We start from the raw sequence: 17,268 nt of genomic DNA, 5'->3' as shown, positions 1-17,268 counted from the left end.
AATGTCAACTCCCAAAATTGATCATAGAGGCATTGAAGATATATTAGTACAATTCCGGGAGATGGTCCCTTTTTATACCCCGGAATGGAATCCTCAGGCCAAGGACCCGGGATGGGCCCTGGCAGAGATATTTGCCGAAATGTTTGCCGGTGTACTGGAGCGGTTAAATCAGGTGCCGGAAAAAAATTTTATAGAGTTTTTAAATATGCTGGACGTTAAGCTGCTTCCGGCTCAGCAGGCACGGGCCCCGGTAGTGTTTAACCTGAGTTCCGGAGCAGCGGAACCGGCGCTGATACCTGCGGGTACACAGGTGGCCGCAGAGAAGGCGGACGGTGGGGCCCCGGTTGTGTTTAAAACAGAACGGAATATTATGGCAACTCCGGCGAAGCTGGTAAAAGCCTATTTTGTAAAACCGGACAGTATTTTTGAAGCCCCGGAAGACCTGTTATCCGGGCCGGGAGCAGTCCGGGATTTCAAATTCTTTACAGGGCAGAACCTGCAGGAGCATATTATATACTTGGGGAATAATGACCTGCTGCAGGCTGCTAACCGGATCGGGATTGAGTTAATTTCAGTGAAGTGGAACCGGATGTTCTGTGATCCAAAGATGGTCAGTTGGGAGTACTATGGGGAACAGGAAACAGCAGCCGGTGGTGAAACAGTGAAACAGGAAGGCTGGTACAGCCTTGAGATTGATTTGCGGAATACCTCTCCAGAGAAGATTGTGTTACATAAAAATCAGTTAGGGGAAATTAAGCAAAAGGAAATAAATGGGATTGAGAGCCGCTGGCTCAGGTGTAGTGTTAATCCCTTGATGATAGATTACCTGAAAAAAGCGGCCCTGAGAACATTAAAAATTGCGGTTAAGCCGCTTGTTGTAAACGAGAGCCTGCCTAAAACGCCGGTATCAGATGAGGGGCCCAATATACTGCCTGATTTGATGTTTGCCAATGATATTCCCATAGAGATACCGGCAGAGGTTTATCCCTTTGGCCGGTTTCCCAGGGTATTTGATACCTTTTATCTGGCTAGTTCGGAAGCCCTGTCAAAAAAGAACGGAAGAATTACCCTGGAGTTTGAGGCGGCCTATGGGCCTGATTCGATACCTGTGGGTATGGTTCAGGGGATTGGGCCGGACTTTGCCGGTCAGTTGATAAGACACCAAATTGACACCCTGGAGCAGTTGTTGCGCAGGACTCCGGAGGAATTGACCGGGATCTTGACTATCACTTTAAAAGATGGGACAGAAAAGCCTATTACCGTTACCAAGGCCGTAAATATTCTGGAAGCTGCCCGCAAGGAGTATTTTGACAAAACAGGGGTATTCCGGCCTGTCACTGGGGGAAGCGATTCTTCAGGGACAGCAGATGAAGACCTGGCGTTGTCATGGGAATACTGGGACGGCGCCGGGTGGCAGGCCATCAAAGGAATTTCTGACAATACAGATAAATTAAGGCAGCCAGGGAAGGTGGAATTTGACTGTCCGGGGGATATCTCTGTTACTGTGGTCAATGGTCAGGAAAATCTCTGGATTCGGACCCGGATAATCAGTGGTGATTATGGGAAGGAACGGTTTGTCTGCCCTGACGGCAAAACGTGGCAGATTGATACCACTGAGGTCCATCCTCCTCGAATTAATTTAATAAAAATAAAGTATGCCTCCGGTTCGGTTTACCCGGAAAAATGCTTTGCAGTAAATAATCTAAATTACGCTGATATCACGGCAGAGGTACAAGGTTCCTCCAGCAGTCTGAAGCCCTTTAAGCCTTTGGATGACACCCATTACACCTTATACCTGGGTTTTGAGACTCCGCCATTAAAAGGCCCGATAAGTGTGTTTTTTGCACTTGAGGAGCAGGAGTACCGGGAAGATAACCGGCCTGCCTTTAAGTGGGAGTACTTCAGGGAGCAAAAGGAAACCGGTGAATGGGTCAGCCTGGAGGTTTTGGACGGGACAGGCAGTTTTGCTGAAAGCGGCTGTCTGGAATTTATCGGCCCGCCGGACCTGACCTGTAAACTGATGTTCGGCAGGAATTTGTATTGGATCAGGGCGGTGGATACCGGGGATAGATTTAAAAGTATAACTCCTCCGCCAGCCCCTGTTCTTAACGGAATTTATCCAAATACCGCCTGGGTTATCCAAACCGAAACCGGGGCCGGGGAGGCCGCCGGGTTAAGAGGCAATGTCGGCAGAGCAGAGATTAAGGGGTTAAAGACCTCCATTGCCTTTGTGGATAGTGTCTTTAATCCTGAACCCGCTGACGGAGGTTCGGATGCGGAAACCCTGGCAGAGGCCATGGAACGCGGCCCGCAAATGCTGCGGCATCAAAACCGCGCGGTGACCCTGGAGGACTTTGAATGGTTAGCCGGGGAAGCGTCCCGAAATATTGCCAGGGTAAAGTGCCTGCCCAATTTTAATGACCGGGGAGAACAGCAGAGCGGCTGGGTGACCCTGGTAATTATTCCGAAGAGCACAGATGGCAGGCCGAAGCCTTCATTGAGACTCAGACAGATGGTGGAAAGGCGGCTGAGGGAGCATACGGCAAATGTAATTGCCTTTCCGCGGCATCTCCGGGTCATTGGTCCGGATTATCAGGAAATTAGTGTTTCGGCAGCTATTACGGCCAAAACAATAGATATGGTTCCATTGGTCGAGAACCGGGTGTTAAAAGAACTGGATGGCATGCTGCACCCCCTGACAGGGGGCTTGGACGGTCGGGGCTGGGAATTTGGGCGTTTGCCGCGTCTTTCGGATTTCTTTGCCCTGCTTGAGGGAATTGACGGGGTTGACCACGTTGATGTGCTGACAATGGTTAGCAGAAGTGAGTCCGGTCAGGAGATCAGGATAAGCCCCAATAACCAGACAGATCAGGAAATGCCTGAATATGGGCCTAATGCTCTGGTGTACAGCGGAAAGCATGTCGTCAGGGTAAAAGCCAAAGTGGGGGGAATAGGATGACACTGCCTACACCAAATTTGGATGACAGGACTTTTACCCAGCTTTTGGAGAAGGCCAAAGAGCTAATTCCCCGATTTTCGCCTGAGTGGACAGACCACAATACCCATGATCCGGGGATAACATTTCTGGAACTGTTCGCCTGGGTGGCTGAAACGCAGCAGTATTACCTGAATCGGATTAGAGATGAGAATTACCTGAAATTCCTCCAACTGCTGGGCGTCAGGCCAAAACAGGCCTCTCAGGCTGAAGTTGAGGTGTGTTTTTCTGTGGCCGGAACAGTCGGGGAAGGTGTGATTATTCCTAAGGGGACAAGTATTTTGGCAGATGAGGCAGTTTTTGAAACAAAGGAGCCCCTGGTGATGGCTGCCGCGAAGCTGATAAAGGTTATCAGTTCTGCCGGAGGGGGCTGGGTTGACCATACTGAGGCCAACAGCCTGCAAGGGTTGTTCTACTCGGCTTTTGGGGAAGAAGCGGAGCAGGGGAGCGGGTTGTACCTTGGGTTTAGCGGGGATAAGCCGTTTCCGGTTTCCCAGAAGGTCAGCCTGACCTGCAATGTTTTCGAGGATTACCGGGATGCCGGGGGAAATCCGGTGACTGACGGCAGGGCAACCCGGAAAACCGTTCCATCAGGCATAATTGAGTGGGAATACTTTAAGAAAGTCAAAAATAGTGCCGGCGCCTGGGCGCCCCTTCAAATAATTAAAGATGAGACTGGGATGCTTTCCCGGAAAGGACGCCTGTATTTTCTGGCCCCCGGTGATTGGGCGGCTCGTGCTATCCAGCCATTCCCGGAAAAGTGCTCCTGGATCAGGGCGACAGTCCGGGAGGAGGGATTCGAGCTGTCACCCAGGCTGGATAGTGTGGCGCTGAACACGGTTCCCGCTGTGCAGCAGGAGACCTTTAGCGAGGTATTCACATTTTCAGGGACGGGATGCCGGAAATATACGTTTACCGCAACAGGGCTTTCGCTGTATGGCTGTAATTATGTTCAGGTCTGTGATGGCAGTGGTTTCTGGAATGACTGGCCGGACTGTAAAATAGAAAAGAACGTGAATGCCGGCAGAATTACCATACATCTTGATCCTGGGCGTCAAGGGGGGACTATGCCAAAGGGACGTAAAAATTTGCGCCTGGTTTCATACCTGCCTGAGTGGGCGGGCAACGGCCTTATCGGGTCAGGCAGCGGCCTGCCGCACCAGAAGTTCACCCTGGAAAAAATTCCGGTGATACCCCCAAGTCTGGTCCTTCAGGTGGGAGAGCCGGAGCAGCCAGGTGGCCAGGGACCTTTGTTATGGCAGGATTGGTTTGTGGTTGAAGATTTTGATGCTTCCGGTCCCGGGGACAAGCATTTTGTGCTGACTCCGGAGAGTGGTGAAATTGTTTTCGGGGATGGAGTGAATGGCGCTATTCCGCCGGCTTCACCGAATCAGGAGACACTTAATATCCGGCTGATATCTTACCGGGCGGGCGGCGGTAAACAGGGTAACGTATCAGCCGGAACGGTTAACAGAATCCTCCGCCCCGTAAGAGCAGAGGGCCTTGTTAAAGTGGAAAACCGGCAGCCGGCCTCAGGAGGCATATCCCGGGAGCTTCTGGAGGAGACCAAGATGAGGCTTCGCCGGAGCTTGCAGCAGGGGTACCGGGCTGTTACCACTGAGGACTATGAACGCCTGGCTTGTGCCACCCCTGGGATTAGAGTGGCCAGAGCCAAAGCTATTCCCCTTTTTCAGACGGGTCTGGCTAATTATCCCGGAGATTCGGTTCCAGCAGTTGTTACTGTGGTAGTTGTTCCCTTCAGTTATGCTGCGAGACCTATACCCAGCAGGGGATTTATGAAAAATGTGTTTTGTCACTTGAACAAATACAGGTTAATCACAACTGAGCTGGATGTACAACCTCCCGAGTATGTTGTAGTCAGTGTCGGCGCTGCAGTGGTCATCGGCTCGAGGGCCAATCCCGATAACCTGAGATTAAAGGTCAATGAACGGCTGCAGAGCTTTTTACACCCTCTTTCCGGAGGTTCTGACGGAACGGGGTGGTCATTTGGACGCAGTGTTTATAAATCCGAGATATTTGAACTGCTGGAAAAGATTCCGGGAGTTGATTATATCAAAGATGTGGTTCTGCATGCCCAGGGGGCAGGAATCGTACAGGACGCAGAGGGGAATTTTACAATATCTCCTCAGAGTCTGGTATGTTCGGGGGAACATGAGGTTGAAATAATTGCTCCCGGTCAGGTGTCTTGCAGGAAGAGAGGTATATGATGAATAAATCAGAATCGGATGATTATCAGTTTTTGGTACTGCATACGAAATCAGCCTGGCATAAGGGTCTGCCGGTACACATTGATGTCACCGGGGAAGGACTGCAGCTCCAGGAGACCAGGGATTACATAAAGGAAACGGTGATTACAGGGGAGGGCTTTCCTGGTTCCCTGGAGATGCGGGACTTTACTGTCGGACCCTGCTGTCTGGTGTATGTCCTTGACAGCGAGGGTCTGGTGTGGGTTTATGATGTTAAGCAGAAACGGGCTGCAGCCATAGATTGCATCCGGAGCTTGTTTATCAGGCCGGAAGGGATAGCCTGGGCTCCGGGAACGATTTATATTGCGGACAGGCATCAGAAAAAGGTACTTGCCCTGGCTGAGATAAATTGGCAGATCAGGTGGGTGGCCGGACCCGAAGCGCAGAGCGCTGAGGAGAAACTGTGGCGCAATTTTGACCCGATAACGGTACAGGCAGATAAGGATGGCAGCCTCTATATACTCACACCCTACGATGTCCGGCAGAGCGGCAGCGAGAGTTCTGCAGGTGCCCGGTCCGTGCCTGCCGGAGGCCGGGCTGCAGTAGTTAAGTTTGACAAATCTGGCAGGTTTGCGGCGGAATTTGACGTTAAGGTGGAATTGACTGCTGCTATAGAGATAGAACAATTAAATGACGCCGTGAACTTTTATATTGCTTCGGACGGGTCGCTGTTTATCCTGGAAACGGCCGGCAGGAGGGTTATCAAGTTTTTGGCCACAGGCGTCAGGGACTGGGAAAAGAGCCAATGGACCAGGTTCCCTGAACTGCCTTCGGGCATCACTATTGATGGCGGCGGAAATTTATATATAGGTGAAGGCTACAGGCTTTCTAAGGGAATAGAGGAACGAAGCTTCATCCATAAATTTAGTCCAACAGGCGATTTCCTGGACATGGTGCCATTTTTTGAGGGCGCTGTGGAAAAGCTGCAGATAGAAAAAGATGAACGAATCTATATTTACAGTAAGGAAAAACAGGAGTTAACTATATTGAAGCCGGTGCAGACGTATTTCAGGTCTTCGGTGAACCCGCTGCCTTCGGGGACGTATTTCTCCGGCGCCTTTGCCGCCCCTGCTTCTGAAATGCGATGGCATAAGCTGGTTATTGACGCCGAAATTCCGGAAAATACCCAGGTGAAGGTGTCTTACCTGACATCTAATGACAAGGAATTTACTATTAACGGGCAGAGGGTCAATTTGGAAGTCCTCTTGGCCTGCCCAGCCACTTTAGCTGACAATGATCTGGAAGCCAGGGCTGCAATGCTCAACTGTCTCAGTTGGTCTGTTCCCTTAGTCAATGCCAAAGACGCCCTGATACACTGCCAGGCAGGCCGATATCTCTGGCTGAAAATTGAGTTGACCGGCAGTAAGGAAAAGAGTCCGCTTCTGAAAAGCATCCGGGCCTATTTTCCCCGCACATCCTACCTGAGATATTTACCTGCTGTTTACCAGGAGAATGAGCAGAGCAGGGACTTTTTGGAACGGTTTCTCTCATTGTTTGAAACCTTTTTCTCCCAGACGGAGGTCCGCATCGGGCATATTGAGAGATTTTTTGATGCCGATTCTGTCAGTGGTGATTTCCTGCGCTGGCTGGGGACATGGTTAGCGATAGCTGAAGATGAGAACTGGCCGGAAGACAAGCTCCGGCTGCTGATTAAAAAGGCACCCGGTATCTATAAAAAACGCGGAACCCGTGAAGGCATAACAGAGATGATAAATGTTTATACCGGAGATAAACCCTTTATCGTGGAACGGTTTCAGCTAAAATGTTCTCAGGCGGAAGCTGAGTTCGGAGAGCTGTTGGTCAGGTTATTCAGTGATGACCCCTATTCCTTCACTGTGCTGTTAAAACCGTTTCAGGTAAATAAAGACAACGAAATACAGGCTCTTAAAAGGATTATTGATACGGAAAAACCTGCTTATACTAAGGCGGCGGTTGTTGCTCTAAGGCCATGGATTTATCTTGATATGCATACCTATCTTGGAGTAAACACTTACCTGACCAAACCTTCCCTGCGTCTGGATGTTGGCTCAGTGATGCCTCAGGACACTGTGCTGACCGATGGTGATGAAGCAGGACAGATAGGAAGGCGTACCAAGTTGGGTTGCGATACCACCTTGACTTAGGCAGCCAAGGATTGAACACAATGGGATTCTATTTCTGAGAGATTCATTTTAGATTAAGGGAGGTTGTATAATGAAAGACTGCCAGCTGCATCCTTTTGAGCGGAACCGGTACTTTTATGGTAAATTGCTTACGGTCAGGGATTTTGAAATGGAGCAGCGCTATTACATGGAGAAAGGCTGCTTAAGCAACAGACTGATTCATGGCACAGGTATTGCGTGTGGATTGGAAGTGGAACAGCCGCAGCTGGAAAGTGACGGCAGACTGACTGTTGCCCTGACGCCAGGAGCTGCTTTGGACTGCTGCGGTAATGAGATTATAGTTGGCCGGAGCGGCAGGGTAAATACTCACGGCAATTATAAAGAGGGCCTGAACTACATCTATATAAAGTATGCCGAATGTGAAAAAGAACCGGTGCCGTGTCTGACCAATGCTTCATCCTGTGAGGAAAACTGCTGTAACAGCAGGATATTGGAATCCTTCGAGGTGCTGGTTAGTTCCGAGCCTCCTGAAACTGACCCGGAGTCTGAGGGAGAAGAGATTAACTGGAATCCCGGTGATGAACAGGTAAGACCTTACCTGACGGGGCAGGAACATAGAGTGCTGCTTGCTGTGCTGAACATCACCGGGAATGAAGTAACTGTTGAACAGAATAAAACCAGGGAATTCAGGGATATTGTCAAGCATAATCCCCTTTTGCACTACCTGTTCACCTGCCTGAAAAAGAGTTTGGAAGTCCATTTAAATGATACGGACAACCCCCATGGCGCAACTGCAGCCCAGGTTGGCGCCCTTACAAGCGTCGAAGGGGTATCCAACCCCGGAGGTAATGTAGATATCGCAGGCGGTAACAGTATCACTGTCAGTGCTGACAATACTGCAAAAAGAATTACCATTGGGGAAACACATTCCGGGGTGACGGGTAACCCCCATAATACCCGGCACGCCCAGACTGACCCGGCTCCGGTTGACCCGGAATCAGATGATACCGACCGCAGCAAACATGTTTCTGATGCCGACGGGTATAGATGGAACCGCGCCCTAACCGGAATTCAGGTCAATGGGAAGACCATTATCGAAAACCCCGGCGGGGCTGTAAACCTGGTAGCCGGTAAAAATGTGACTCTGACAGTTGATGGAGATAACAATATGGTAACCATCAATGCTTCCGGAGGGTCTGCGGCCCCTGCTGCCAGGACAGGCCGGATTAATGTCGTGACTGATGAAAAGGGTCATGGTGAGCTTACTGTTGATTCCGGATTTGACAGTGACAGCTTTTTTGTATACCTGGGTTTGGAGTATAAAGGGTATACTGAATACGGTCAGGAGCTCCATTTTCGCGGGCAGGTTTTGCACCCCATTGTCAGGATTTACAGTGAAACAATCCTGCCGACTATAAGGCCAACAATAAGACCAACGATAGGGCCAACAATAGGGCCAACGTTAGGGCCAACAATAGGGCCGACTATAAGGCCTACCATAGTGCCAACGCTGGAACCTACCATATCACCGACGATTAGACCAACCATACTACCAACCATACTACCAACCATACTACCAACTATACTACCGACTCTGGATCCCATCAATGAAAGAACAATAGGGCAATTCAGTATTACTATAGATGCCCCGGAACTTGGCGCCGCATCAGTGCCTCTCCGCTGGTTTGCGGTATCTGCCATGGCACATTTAATTCCTACAATAAGGCCAACCATAGAACCGACCATAAGGCCAACCATAGAACCGACAATAAGGCCAACCATCCTGCCAACTGTGGCGCCGCCGATACGTCTTTTGACTGAGGTAACCGGTATTGGTGATACATATGCCGCCCGCCTGAAAGAAAGTGGAATTGCCCATGTGAAGGAACTTGCAGAGGCAGAACCGCAAAAAATATCGGAAATCCTGGGGGTTACCGAAGTTAAGGCCATGAGCTTTATTGATGAAGCCCGGCGGCTGCTGGGGCAATAAGGATACATATGGGATCAGGCATAGTCAGTATTATTATTTCCGCCTGCAATGAGGGCGACAACCTAATTGATACCGTCCGGTGTATCTTAACAAATACGTTACAAAATAAGTTTCAAATAATAGTGGTGGATGACGGTTCTACCGACGGCAGCGGCGACAAAGCCGCCGCCAGTTTTGCCAATGACAGCCGGGTTATAGTTAAAAAGGCTGCTGGTTTGGGTGTTGCCGGGGGACGGAACCTGGGCGCCCAGGCGGCTGAGGGAGAAGTACTGGTATTTCTGGATGGGCATACTTATACTCCGCCTGGCTGGATGGCAGATTTAATCAAGCCCCTGGAGAACCAGCAGACAGGGATGGCCGGCCCTGTTTTTGCCAGTCTCAATGAAACTAAGGGACCCCGGGGGTATGGCGGTACCTGGCGGGGTCTCAGCCTGGAAATGGACTGGCTGCCTTACCGGGGTGCGGAATCCTATGCGGTCCCTGTTCTTCCCGGTGGATGTCAGGCAATTAGAAGAGGGGTTTTTGAAGAAATCGGCGGTTACGACAGTGGGATGACCAAGTGGGGCAGTGAGGACCTGGAGATAAGCCTGCGTACTTGGCTGATGGGGTATGATTGTATACTTCAGCCAAATTCCGTGGTCTATCATCTGTTCCGGAACCGCCACCCATATAATGTGGAGGTTCCGGAAGTGATGTATAACCGCCTGCGCATGGCCTTGCTTCACTTTAGTGATGCCAGGGCAGCCTGTGTCATAGAATATTACAGGGGAATTGCTGAATTTGGACAAATTATGCTAAGGCTGCTGGACAGTGATGTGACCAATGCACGCAGAGAGCTGATGCAGCTGCGCAGGCGGGATGATGACTGGTATTTCCGGCGTTTTGGATTAACGACCATGGGGTGAAGCTATTGGATGGTTACCGGATAACCCATACTAAAACGAACAAAGGTGCGGAGCAGGGACAATCTGTTTCGACCACTGGGAAAGCTCCGGTGAATGCCCCGGCACACCCAATCCTGGGCCTGCAGCAGGTGATCGGGAACCGGGCAGTGGTACGTTTGCTGCAGGCGAAGTCATCGGTCGGCGGTTCCGGGGATGAATATGAGCAGGAAGCCGACAGAGTGGCACAATCGGTTGGAGATTTCAGGTCTGTTGATGTTACCCAGATAAATGATATTGCTCTGGAACAGGAATACATGATGGTGCAGCGGCGTCTGCAGAATCCCTCGGGTTACCTGGGACGCGATGCCGATGAGGCCTATCTGCAAACAATTGAGGCTGAGATTTCCCAGCGAGAATCCCTGAAGGCTAAGCAGAGACAGGCTGCAGCAAAAGTGAGTACCGTTGTGGTAAACTATGACAGCTTTTGCGACTCTTCAGGGAATATGACTGATGACAGGGCGGCTATGCGAATGGTCAGCAGTTGGGAACAGCTGGACAAGGTTTATCAGGATGCTGACAGCGGGAATCCCAGAGCCCAAAAGATTATCGGACAAATTGAAAATGTTTACCGGGCTGCCGGAATTGCAGCGGCGGACAGAACGGCCCAGTTAGGATGTCTTATTCCTGTCTACAGTGATGCAAAAGACATAGTTCCCGGTGAATTATTGGGCGACCGATGTACCCCAAACTGGTCTTCCCTCAATTATTTAAGGGCTGACAAACCGGGAGGCCGCCGTCTTCGCGACACAATCGGCAGGGCCTTTGAGGAGCGGGCGAGAAAGCTTCACGTCTATGATGAACTTATTATAAAATCCCTGAACCTGCTCATGGTGAGTTTTGTTGTCAGGGGGGCTCTAAAACCAAATACACCTGTATCACCAACAGCTGCCGCAGGCGCTGTCGAGGGGGCTGAGGCTGCAGCTGCGGGGGAAGTCAAGGCAGCAGTCACTGGGGAAGTCAAGGCAGCAGTCACTGGGGAAACCAAGGCAGCAGTCACTGGGGAAGCGCAGGCGGCGGCAGAGGCACCTGCCGGATCCCCGTCAAGGGTGTGGGTAGGTGGCGGAAGAAAAGGCGGCAGCTATAAAGAGGTTAAACAGCCCCCGGTGGAAAAAGTCAGTCGGCCCAGGACGCCGGAAGATGAGTCAATTGCGGCAGCCATAGCAGAGCGGGGGAAAATGACGCCGGCACCCAAAGGGAAAACATCCGCCTCGGTTGAGGGCAACTCCACTGAGAGCGGTTGGACTACCGGCCCAAGGGCTGCAGAAAATACAGAAGCTGTAATGGAGCTAAGCAAAAAAATGGGTCATGACCTGCAGCCAAACAAGCTCCTGGACCAGGGAAAACCGGGGCGGTATCATGCGTCCCATGCTGAAAAGCAGGCAGCAGTTGCAGCCCCCAATAAACCGATTGCAGTTTCAGCGCCTATGTGTGACAACTGCAGGAGATTTTTCCGGGCTTTGGCACGCTATACCGGAAAGCCGCAGACTGTTGCCGAACCACGTGCTGTTTGGGTATTCAGACCCGATGGTTCGGTGTTGGTAGTACCGAAATAATAGCAGCGGGAACAAAAAATAAGTGGTACAATTAAACCATCCGCGTGGTAATAACTTGTAAGGAGAGACACATAATGGCATCATTCCCCGAGGAATTAAGTAAGACCCTGAACCTGGCTTATCAAGCTATGACAGCCCATCCTCAACATGATCTCAATTTGGGGTATCGCTGGTTAATATATGAACAGTTAGGCCCGGGTAAGGGTGAATCCCGCCAAACGGGATCAGATGGGTTGAAGAAAAGAGTTAATCTGGCAATTTCTGCCACTGAAAAGGTTTTGCCGCTTTGGGGAAAAGTATATCCCGGCAATAGTCTGCCTGAACGGTGTATTCAGTTAGCAAACCAGGTTTTACTGGGACAGGTTGATGCTAACGAGGCCTGGAAACAGCGGGATTTATTCTGGGACCATTTAGTTGAAATGGGGAATAAAGATCAGGCAAACCAAGTAGTTCATGGAGCAGGCTTTAGTGCGGTACAGGTACTTAATGCTGTGCTCAGGAATGAGCGTTTTGACTCCAGGCAGATTAATCTGAATCTTACAGATGCAGATGTCAATCCTGATGAAATGGATGCCGCTTTTTTTGCTGCCGCTGCCTATGCCAATGGGGCAGTCTGGGATGAGGCTTCAGATTCCCTGAAACGCCGGGAATTTTGGGAATGGTGGCTTAAAGAAGCTGTACCCTTGGCCTGGGAAATGATTTAGCAATATTTGAAGCTTAAAAATTACCAAAACAGCTTGACACTATCTTTAATCGTATGTAATATAGAATTAAGTATTACTAATTGCATACGAATATTCCGGATGAAGGTTGTGGGAGAGTCCTTTTTAGAGGCGCCGAAGGAGTAAGAGGTTAGATGGCTGAACGAACCTCGAAACTCTCAGGCAAAAGTACCGTAACCCGACGGAGCTCTGGAGAGTTTCTAAGTAAAATTAGAACACCAAAGGGGAATGACTTCTTTCAGGAGTAAATCTCTCAGGTCGCAAGGACAGAGAAAACAGCGAAAGTTGTTTGCTCTGTCTTTTTATTTTTCAACACCAGTTGTCTTAAAACAAGGTCGCTTACAAAAATTTAATTAAGGAGGTAAAAAAGTGACAAATATTAAACGTACCCCTCTTTATGAGACGCATGTGAATGCAGGTGCCAAGATTGTAGAGTTCGGTGGATGGGAGATGCCGATACAGTATACCGGCATAATTGAGGAACACAATAAATGTCGTACTGCTGCCGGGATTTTCGATGTTTCCCACATGGGCGAGATTGATGTGCAGGGCCCGGATGCTCTGAAGTTCGTGAATAATTTAGTAACAAATGATGTTGCCAAGATGGCTCTAAAGCAGTGCCTTTACAGCCCAATGTGCTATGAGAATGGCGGAGTGGTGGATGACCTGCTGGTTTACAAAATGGCAGATGATCATTATTACATAGTAGTAAATGCTGCCAATACAGACAAGGATTATGATTGGTTTCTGAAAAACGTCAAAGGTATGAATGTTAAGGTGGAAAACATCTCAAGCCAGGTAGTCCAGATAGCTTTACAGGGACCAAAGGCGGAGAGCATTCTTCAGAAAATCAGTGACTGCGACTTGTCTGGCATTAAATATTACTGGTTTGATTATGGTAAAGTAGATGGGATAGACAGTATAATTTCACGTACCGGATATACTGGGGAAGACGGTTTTGAGATTTATACAAAACCCGAATTTGGACCAAAAATATGGGATAAAATTATGGAAACCGGAAAAGATGCAGGAGTAGCCCCTATTGGACTGGGAGCGCGTGATACCCTGCGTTTAGAGGCCAGATTGCCGCTTTATGGTCATGAAATGTCAGATAGTATTAGTCCTTTAGAAGCTGGGTTGGGGATTTTTGTAAAACTGAATAAGGAAGCTTTTAATGGGAAGGACGCCCTGGCAAAACAAAAAGAGGCAGGCCTGAAAAGGAAGCTGGTAGGTTTTGAGATGGTTGCCAGAGGCATACCCAGAAATGAATATACCGTCAGCAAGGGTGGGCAGGAAATAGGTTGGGTGACCAGTGGCTCATTTGCTCCATCACTCAATAAAAATATTGGTATGGCTTTGGTTAAAGCAGAATATGCAGTTATTGATTCAGAACTTGAAGTGAATATTAGGAATAAGGGTGTCAAGGCAAAAATTGTACCAACACCATTTTACAAAAGAAGATAATTATGTAAAACTCAAAGAATAAAAAGGAGGAATTAGCTGAATGGAAAATCCAAAGGACCTCAAGTATACTAAAGATCATGAGTGGGTACGAGTAGAAGGCAATAAGGCGATAATAGGTGTAACAGATGTCGCCCAAAGTCTTATGGGAGATGTTGTTTTTGTAGAACTGCCGGAAGTGGGGGCAGAGTACTCCACAGGAGAAGCTGCAGCCAATATTGAGTCGGTAAAGGCGGTTTCTGAGGTATTTGCTCCTGTGGGGGGCAAAATAGCTGCTGTCAATGCAGTGCTGGAAGATACCCCGGAGCTTATAAACAAAGAAGCGTTTGGGGAAGGGTGGATTTTTACAATCGAGATGTCGGATGCTGCTGAGTTAGATAACTTACTCAGCGTGGAGGAATATGGTAAACTCTTGGTGGAGGGGGAGTAATATGAACTTTGTACCTCACACGGAAAATGAACGCAAGGAAATGCTGAAGGCAATAGGGTCAGGGTCGATAGAAGACCTGTTTGCAGATATTCCTGAGGCATTACGCCTTCAGCGGGGGTTAGAAATTCCCGGACCGCTGTCAGAAATGGAACTGATACGGCATATGGATGAGTTGGGGAAAAAGAACGGCAGCCTGGATCAGTATGTATCTTTTTTAGGAGCGGGGTCTTATGATCACTATATACCAAGTGTGATTAACCATATGCTTTTAAGGTCGGAGTTTTATACGGCATATACTCCGTATCAGCCTGAAATCAGCCAGGGAACCCTGATGTCAATATTCGAATATCAGACCATGGTATGTGAACTGACGGGTATGGAAGTGGCTAATGCGTCTATGTATGATGGGGCATCAGCAATGGCGGAAGCGGCTTTGATGGCTTGTGAGATTAAACGCTGCAAAAAGATAATTGTTTCCAGTACCGTACATCCTGAGTACCGCGATGTATTGCGGACATATGCAGGACCCCAAAATATAGAAGTAGTAGAAGCGCCCTACAATGATGGTGTTACAGATGCTGCGGCATTATCGGAATTGATGGATGATAAGACTGCGGGTGTGATTATTCAACACCCGAATTTCTTCGGCGGCCTGGAAAAGGTTCAGCAGATTTCAGATATAATACATGAAAAAGGCGGCCTGTATATAGCTGTAGTGGATCCGATATCACTGGCTATTTTGAAGTCCCCGGGGGAATATGGAGCAGATATCGTGGTTGGAGAAGGACAGTCACTGGGTAACCCGGTGAGTTTTGGCGGTCCGCAGCTGGGTTTCTTTGCCTGTACCGGCAAATTCATGAGGAGGATGCCAGGCCGGGTGGTCGGGCAGACCCTGGATAACAGGGGGCAAAGAGCATTTGTCCTGACACTGCAGGCCAGAGAACAGCATATCAGAAGGGAAAAAGCCACCTCCAACATTTGTTCCAACGAAGCCCTTTGTGCGCTGGCGGCTACCATTTACCTGAGTATGCTGGGTAAGAGCGGCCTCGTAGATGTGGCCAAACTGTGCCTGCAAAAAGCTGCTTATTTAAAAGAAGAGCTGCAGAAAATTGGTGTTGGCCCCGCCTTTGGAATATCGACATTTAAGGAATTTACAGTAAAAACGAATCGACCGGTAGAGGAAATCAACCGTGAACTGCTGCAGGAAAAAATAATCGGCGGACTTGATCTGGGCAGATTTTACCCTGAGTTAAAAAATCACATGTTAATTTGTGTGACTGAGAAGCGGACCAAGGAAGAAATGGCCTCTCTTGTAAAAGCCATCGCTGGAATTGAAGGGAGGGCTTCTAATGACTAAACGGCTGATTTTTGAAATGAGCAAACCCGGGCGGCGGGGGGTCAGTCTGCCGGAATCCGATGTACCGGAGCGGGAGCTTTCAGCGTTGATTCCCCAGGAATACCTCAGGGATGAGGCACCGGGATTGCCTGAAGTAAGTGAGATTGATGTGGTCAGGCATTTTACGGAACTGTCGACACTGAATCACGGACTTGACACAGGATTCTATCCCCTGGGTTCCTGTACTATGAAATACAATCCCAAGGTTAATGAGGACATGTCCCGGCTGCCTGCTTTTGCAGCCATACATCCTTACCAGCCTGAGGAAATTGCTCAGGGTGCCCTGGAATTAATGTTCAATACCGAAAAGTACCTGGCGGAAATAGCCGGAATGTCAAAGGTAACCCTGCAGCCGGCGGCAGGAGCTCATGGTGAATATACAGGGATGGCAATTATCAATGCTTACCACCGCAGCCGGGGGGAAAGCAGAACCAAGGTAATTGTGCCTGACTCGGCTCACGGTACCAACCCTGCCACAGCCAATGTATGCGGGTTTAAGACAGTGCAGGTCAAATCAGATGAGCGCGGCGGAGTAGACCTGGAATCACTGCGGGCTGCAATGGATGAGGAAGTTGCGGCATTGATGCTGACAAATCCCAATACTGTGGGGCTGTTTGATGAGAATATTCAGGAGATTGCCCAAATTGTGCATGAAAAAGGCGGGCTGCTATACTATGATGGGGCCAATGCCAATGCCATAATGGGGATAGCACGTCCCGGAGACATGGGCTTTGATGTTATTCACTTTAATCTACATAAGACATTCGCCACCCCGCACGGCGGCGGGGGTCCGGGGTCAGGCCCGGTTGGGGTTAAGGATTTCCTGGAACAGTTTTTACCCAAACCTGTGGTTGCAGAAAAGGAAGGCAGGTTCTATCTTGACTACGACAGGCCGCAGACTATCGGTAAGGTACATGGTTTTTACGGCAACTTCGGAGTTGTAGTTAAAGCCTATGCATACATCAGAGCCCTGGGAGGGGCAGGTCTGAAGAACGTGACTGAGCATGCTGTGCTGAATGCCAACTATCTCATGGCAAAGCTAAAGGACCGTTACTACGTCACTTATGACAGGATCTGCAAACATGAATTTGTGCTGAATACTGCTAATCAGAAGGGGTATGGCATACACACCCTGGACATAGCCAAACGACTCCTTGATTATGGATATCATCCGCCGACAATTTATTTCCCCTTGATTGTGGAAGAGGCGATGATGATAGAACCTACTGAAACAGAGAGTAAAGATACTCTGGATGAGTTTGTTGCGGTAATGTTAAAAATTGCCGATGAAGTAGAAAAAGATGCGGACTTGGTCAAAGAAGCTCCCCACAATACGGTTGTCGGTCGTCTGGATGAAACCCTGGCGGCGCGTCAGCCTGTGCTGAAATATAAACCGGAATAGTATTGG

The 17,268-nt window shown here is 49.3% G+C and carries 11 protein-coding genes and 1 riboswitch; all 11 genes read left to right on the top strand.

What is annotated here, in order from left to right; translation table 11 throughout:
* Position 1: 1 nt before the first annotated feature.
* Positions 2-2,959, top strand: coding sequence for a baseplate J/gp47 family protein (locus Ga0451573_RS03295; protein ID WP_231682456.1), 2,958 nt, complete (start codon positions 2-4; stop codon positions 2,957-2,959).
* Entirely contained in the window at positions 2,956-5,223 is a 2,268-nt protein-coding gene (locus tag Ga0451573_RS03290; RefSeq protein WP_231682455.1) for a putative baseplate assembly protein, read from the top strand. The genes Ga0451573_RS03295 and Ga0451573_RS03290 overlap by 4 nt, the downstream gene beginning before the upstream one ends.
* Positions 5,220-7,385 carry a phage tail protein gene (locus tag Ga0451573_RS03285; RefSeq protein ID WP_231682454.1) on the top strand — a complete coding sequence of 722 codons (2,166 nt, stop codon included), beginning with the start codon at positions 5,220-5,222 and terminating at the stop codon, positions 7,383-7,385. Before Ga0451573_RS03290 ends, Ga0451573_RS03285 begins: the two co-directional genes overlap by 4 nt.
* A gap of 70 nt (positions 7,386-7,455) precedes the next feature.
* Positions 7,456-9,354: a helix-hairpin-helix domain-containing protein gene (locus tag Ga0451573_RS03280; protein ID WP_231682453.1), complete on the top strand. Its 1,899-nt coding sequence runs from the start codon at positions 7,456-7,458 to the stop codon at positions 9,352-9,354.
* 8 nt (positions 9,355-9,362) lie between these two features.
* Positions 9,363-10,259, top strand: coding sequence for a glycosyltransferase (locus tag Ga0451573_RS03275; protein WP_231682452.1), 897 nt, complete (start codon positions 9,363-9,365; stop codon positions 10,257-10,259).
* Between the two features lie 5 nt (positions 10,260-10,264).
* Entirely contained in the window at positions 10,265-11,851 is a 1,587-nt protein-coding gene (locus tag Ga0451573_RS03270; protein ID WP_231682451.1) for a hypothetical protein, read from the top strand.
* 74 nt (positions 11,852-11,925) lie between these two features.
* Entirely contained in the window at positions 11,926-12,555 is a 630-nt protein-coding gene (locus Ga0451573_RS03265) for an Imm5 family immunity protein (RefSeq protein WP_231682450.1), read from the top strand.
* 99 nt (positions 12,556-12,654) lie between these two features.
* Positions 12,655-12,757: riboswitch (glycine riboswitch) on the top strand.
* A gap of 185 nt (positions 12,758-12,942) precedes the next feature.
* Entirely contained in the window at positions 12,943-14,037 is a 1,095-nt protein-coding gene (gene gcvT, locus Ga0451573_RS03260) for a glycine cleavage system aminomethyltransferase GcvT (RefSeq protein WP_231682449.1), read from the top strand.
* A gap of 40 nt (positions 14,038-14,077) precedes the next feature.
* Entirely contained in the window at positions 14,078-14,464 is a 387-nt protein-coding gene (gene gcvH / locus Ga0451573_RS03255) for a glycine cleavage system protein GcvH (RefSeq protein WP_231682448.1), read from the top strand.
* 1 nt (position 14,465) lies between these two features.
* Positions 14,466-15,821 carry an aminomethyl-transferring glycine dehydrogenase subunit GcvPA gene (gene gcvPA, locus Ga0451573_RS03250; RefSeq protein WP_231682447.1) on the top strand — a complete coding sequence of 452 codons (1,356 nt, stop codon included), beginning with the start codon at positions 14,466-14,468 and terminating at the stop codon, positions 15,819-15,821.
* Positions 15,814-17,262 carry an aminomethyl-transferring glycine dehydrogenase subunit GcvPB gene (gcvPB, locus tag Ga0451573_RS03245; RefSeq protein ID WP_231682446.1) on the top strand — a complete coding sequence of 483 codons (1,449 nt, stop codon included), beginning with the start codon at positions 15,814-15,816 and terminating at the stop codon, positions 17,260-17,262. Before gcvPA ends, gcvPB begins: the two co-directional genes overlap by 8 nt.
* Positions 17,263-17,268 lie beyond the last annotated feature (6 nt).

The sequence above is a fragment of the Phosphitispora fastidiosa genome, from assembly GCF_019008365.1.
Classification (GTDB): Bacteria; Bacillota; Thermincolia; order Thermincolales; family UBA2595; genus Phosphitispora; species Phosphitispora fastidiosa.
Note: the sequence above shows the minus strand (reverse complement) of the source record. Positions and strands in the feature narration are given on the sequence as shown.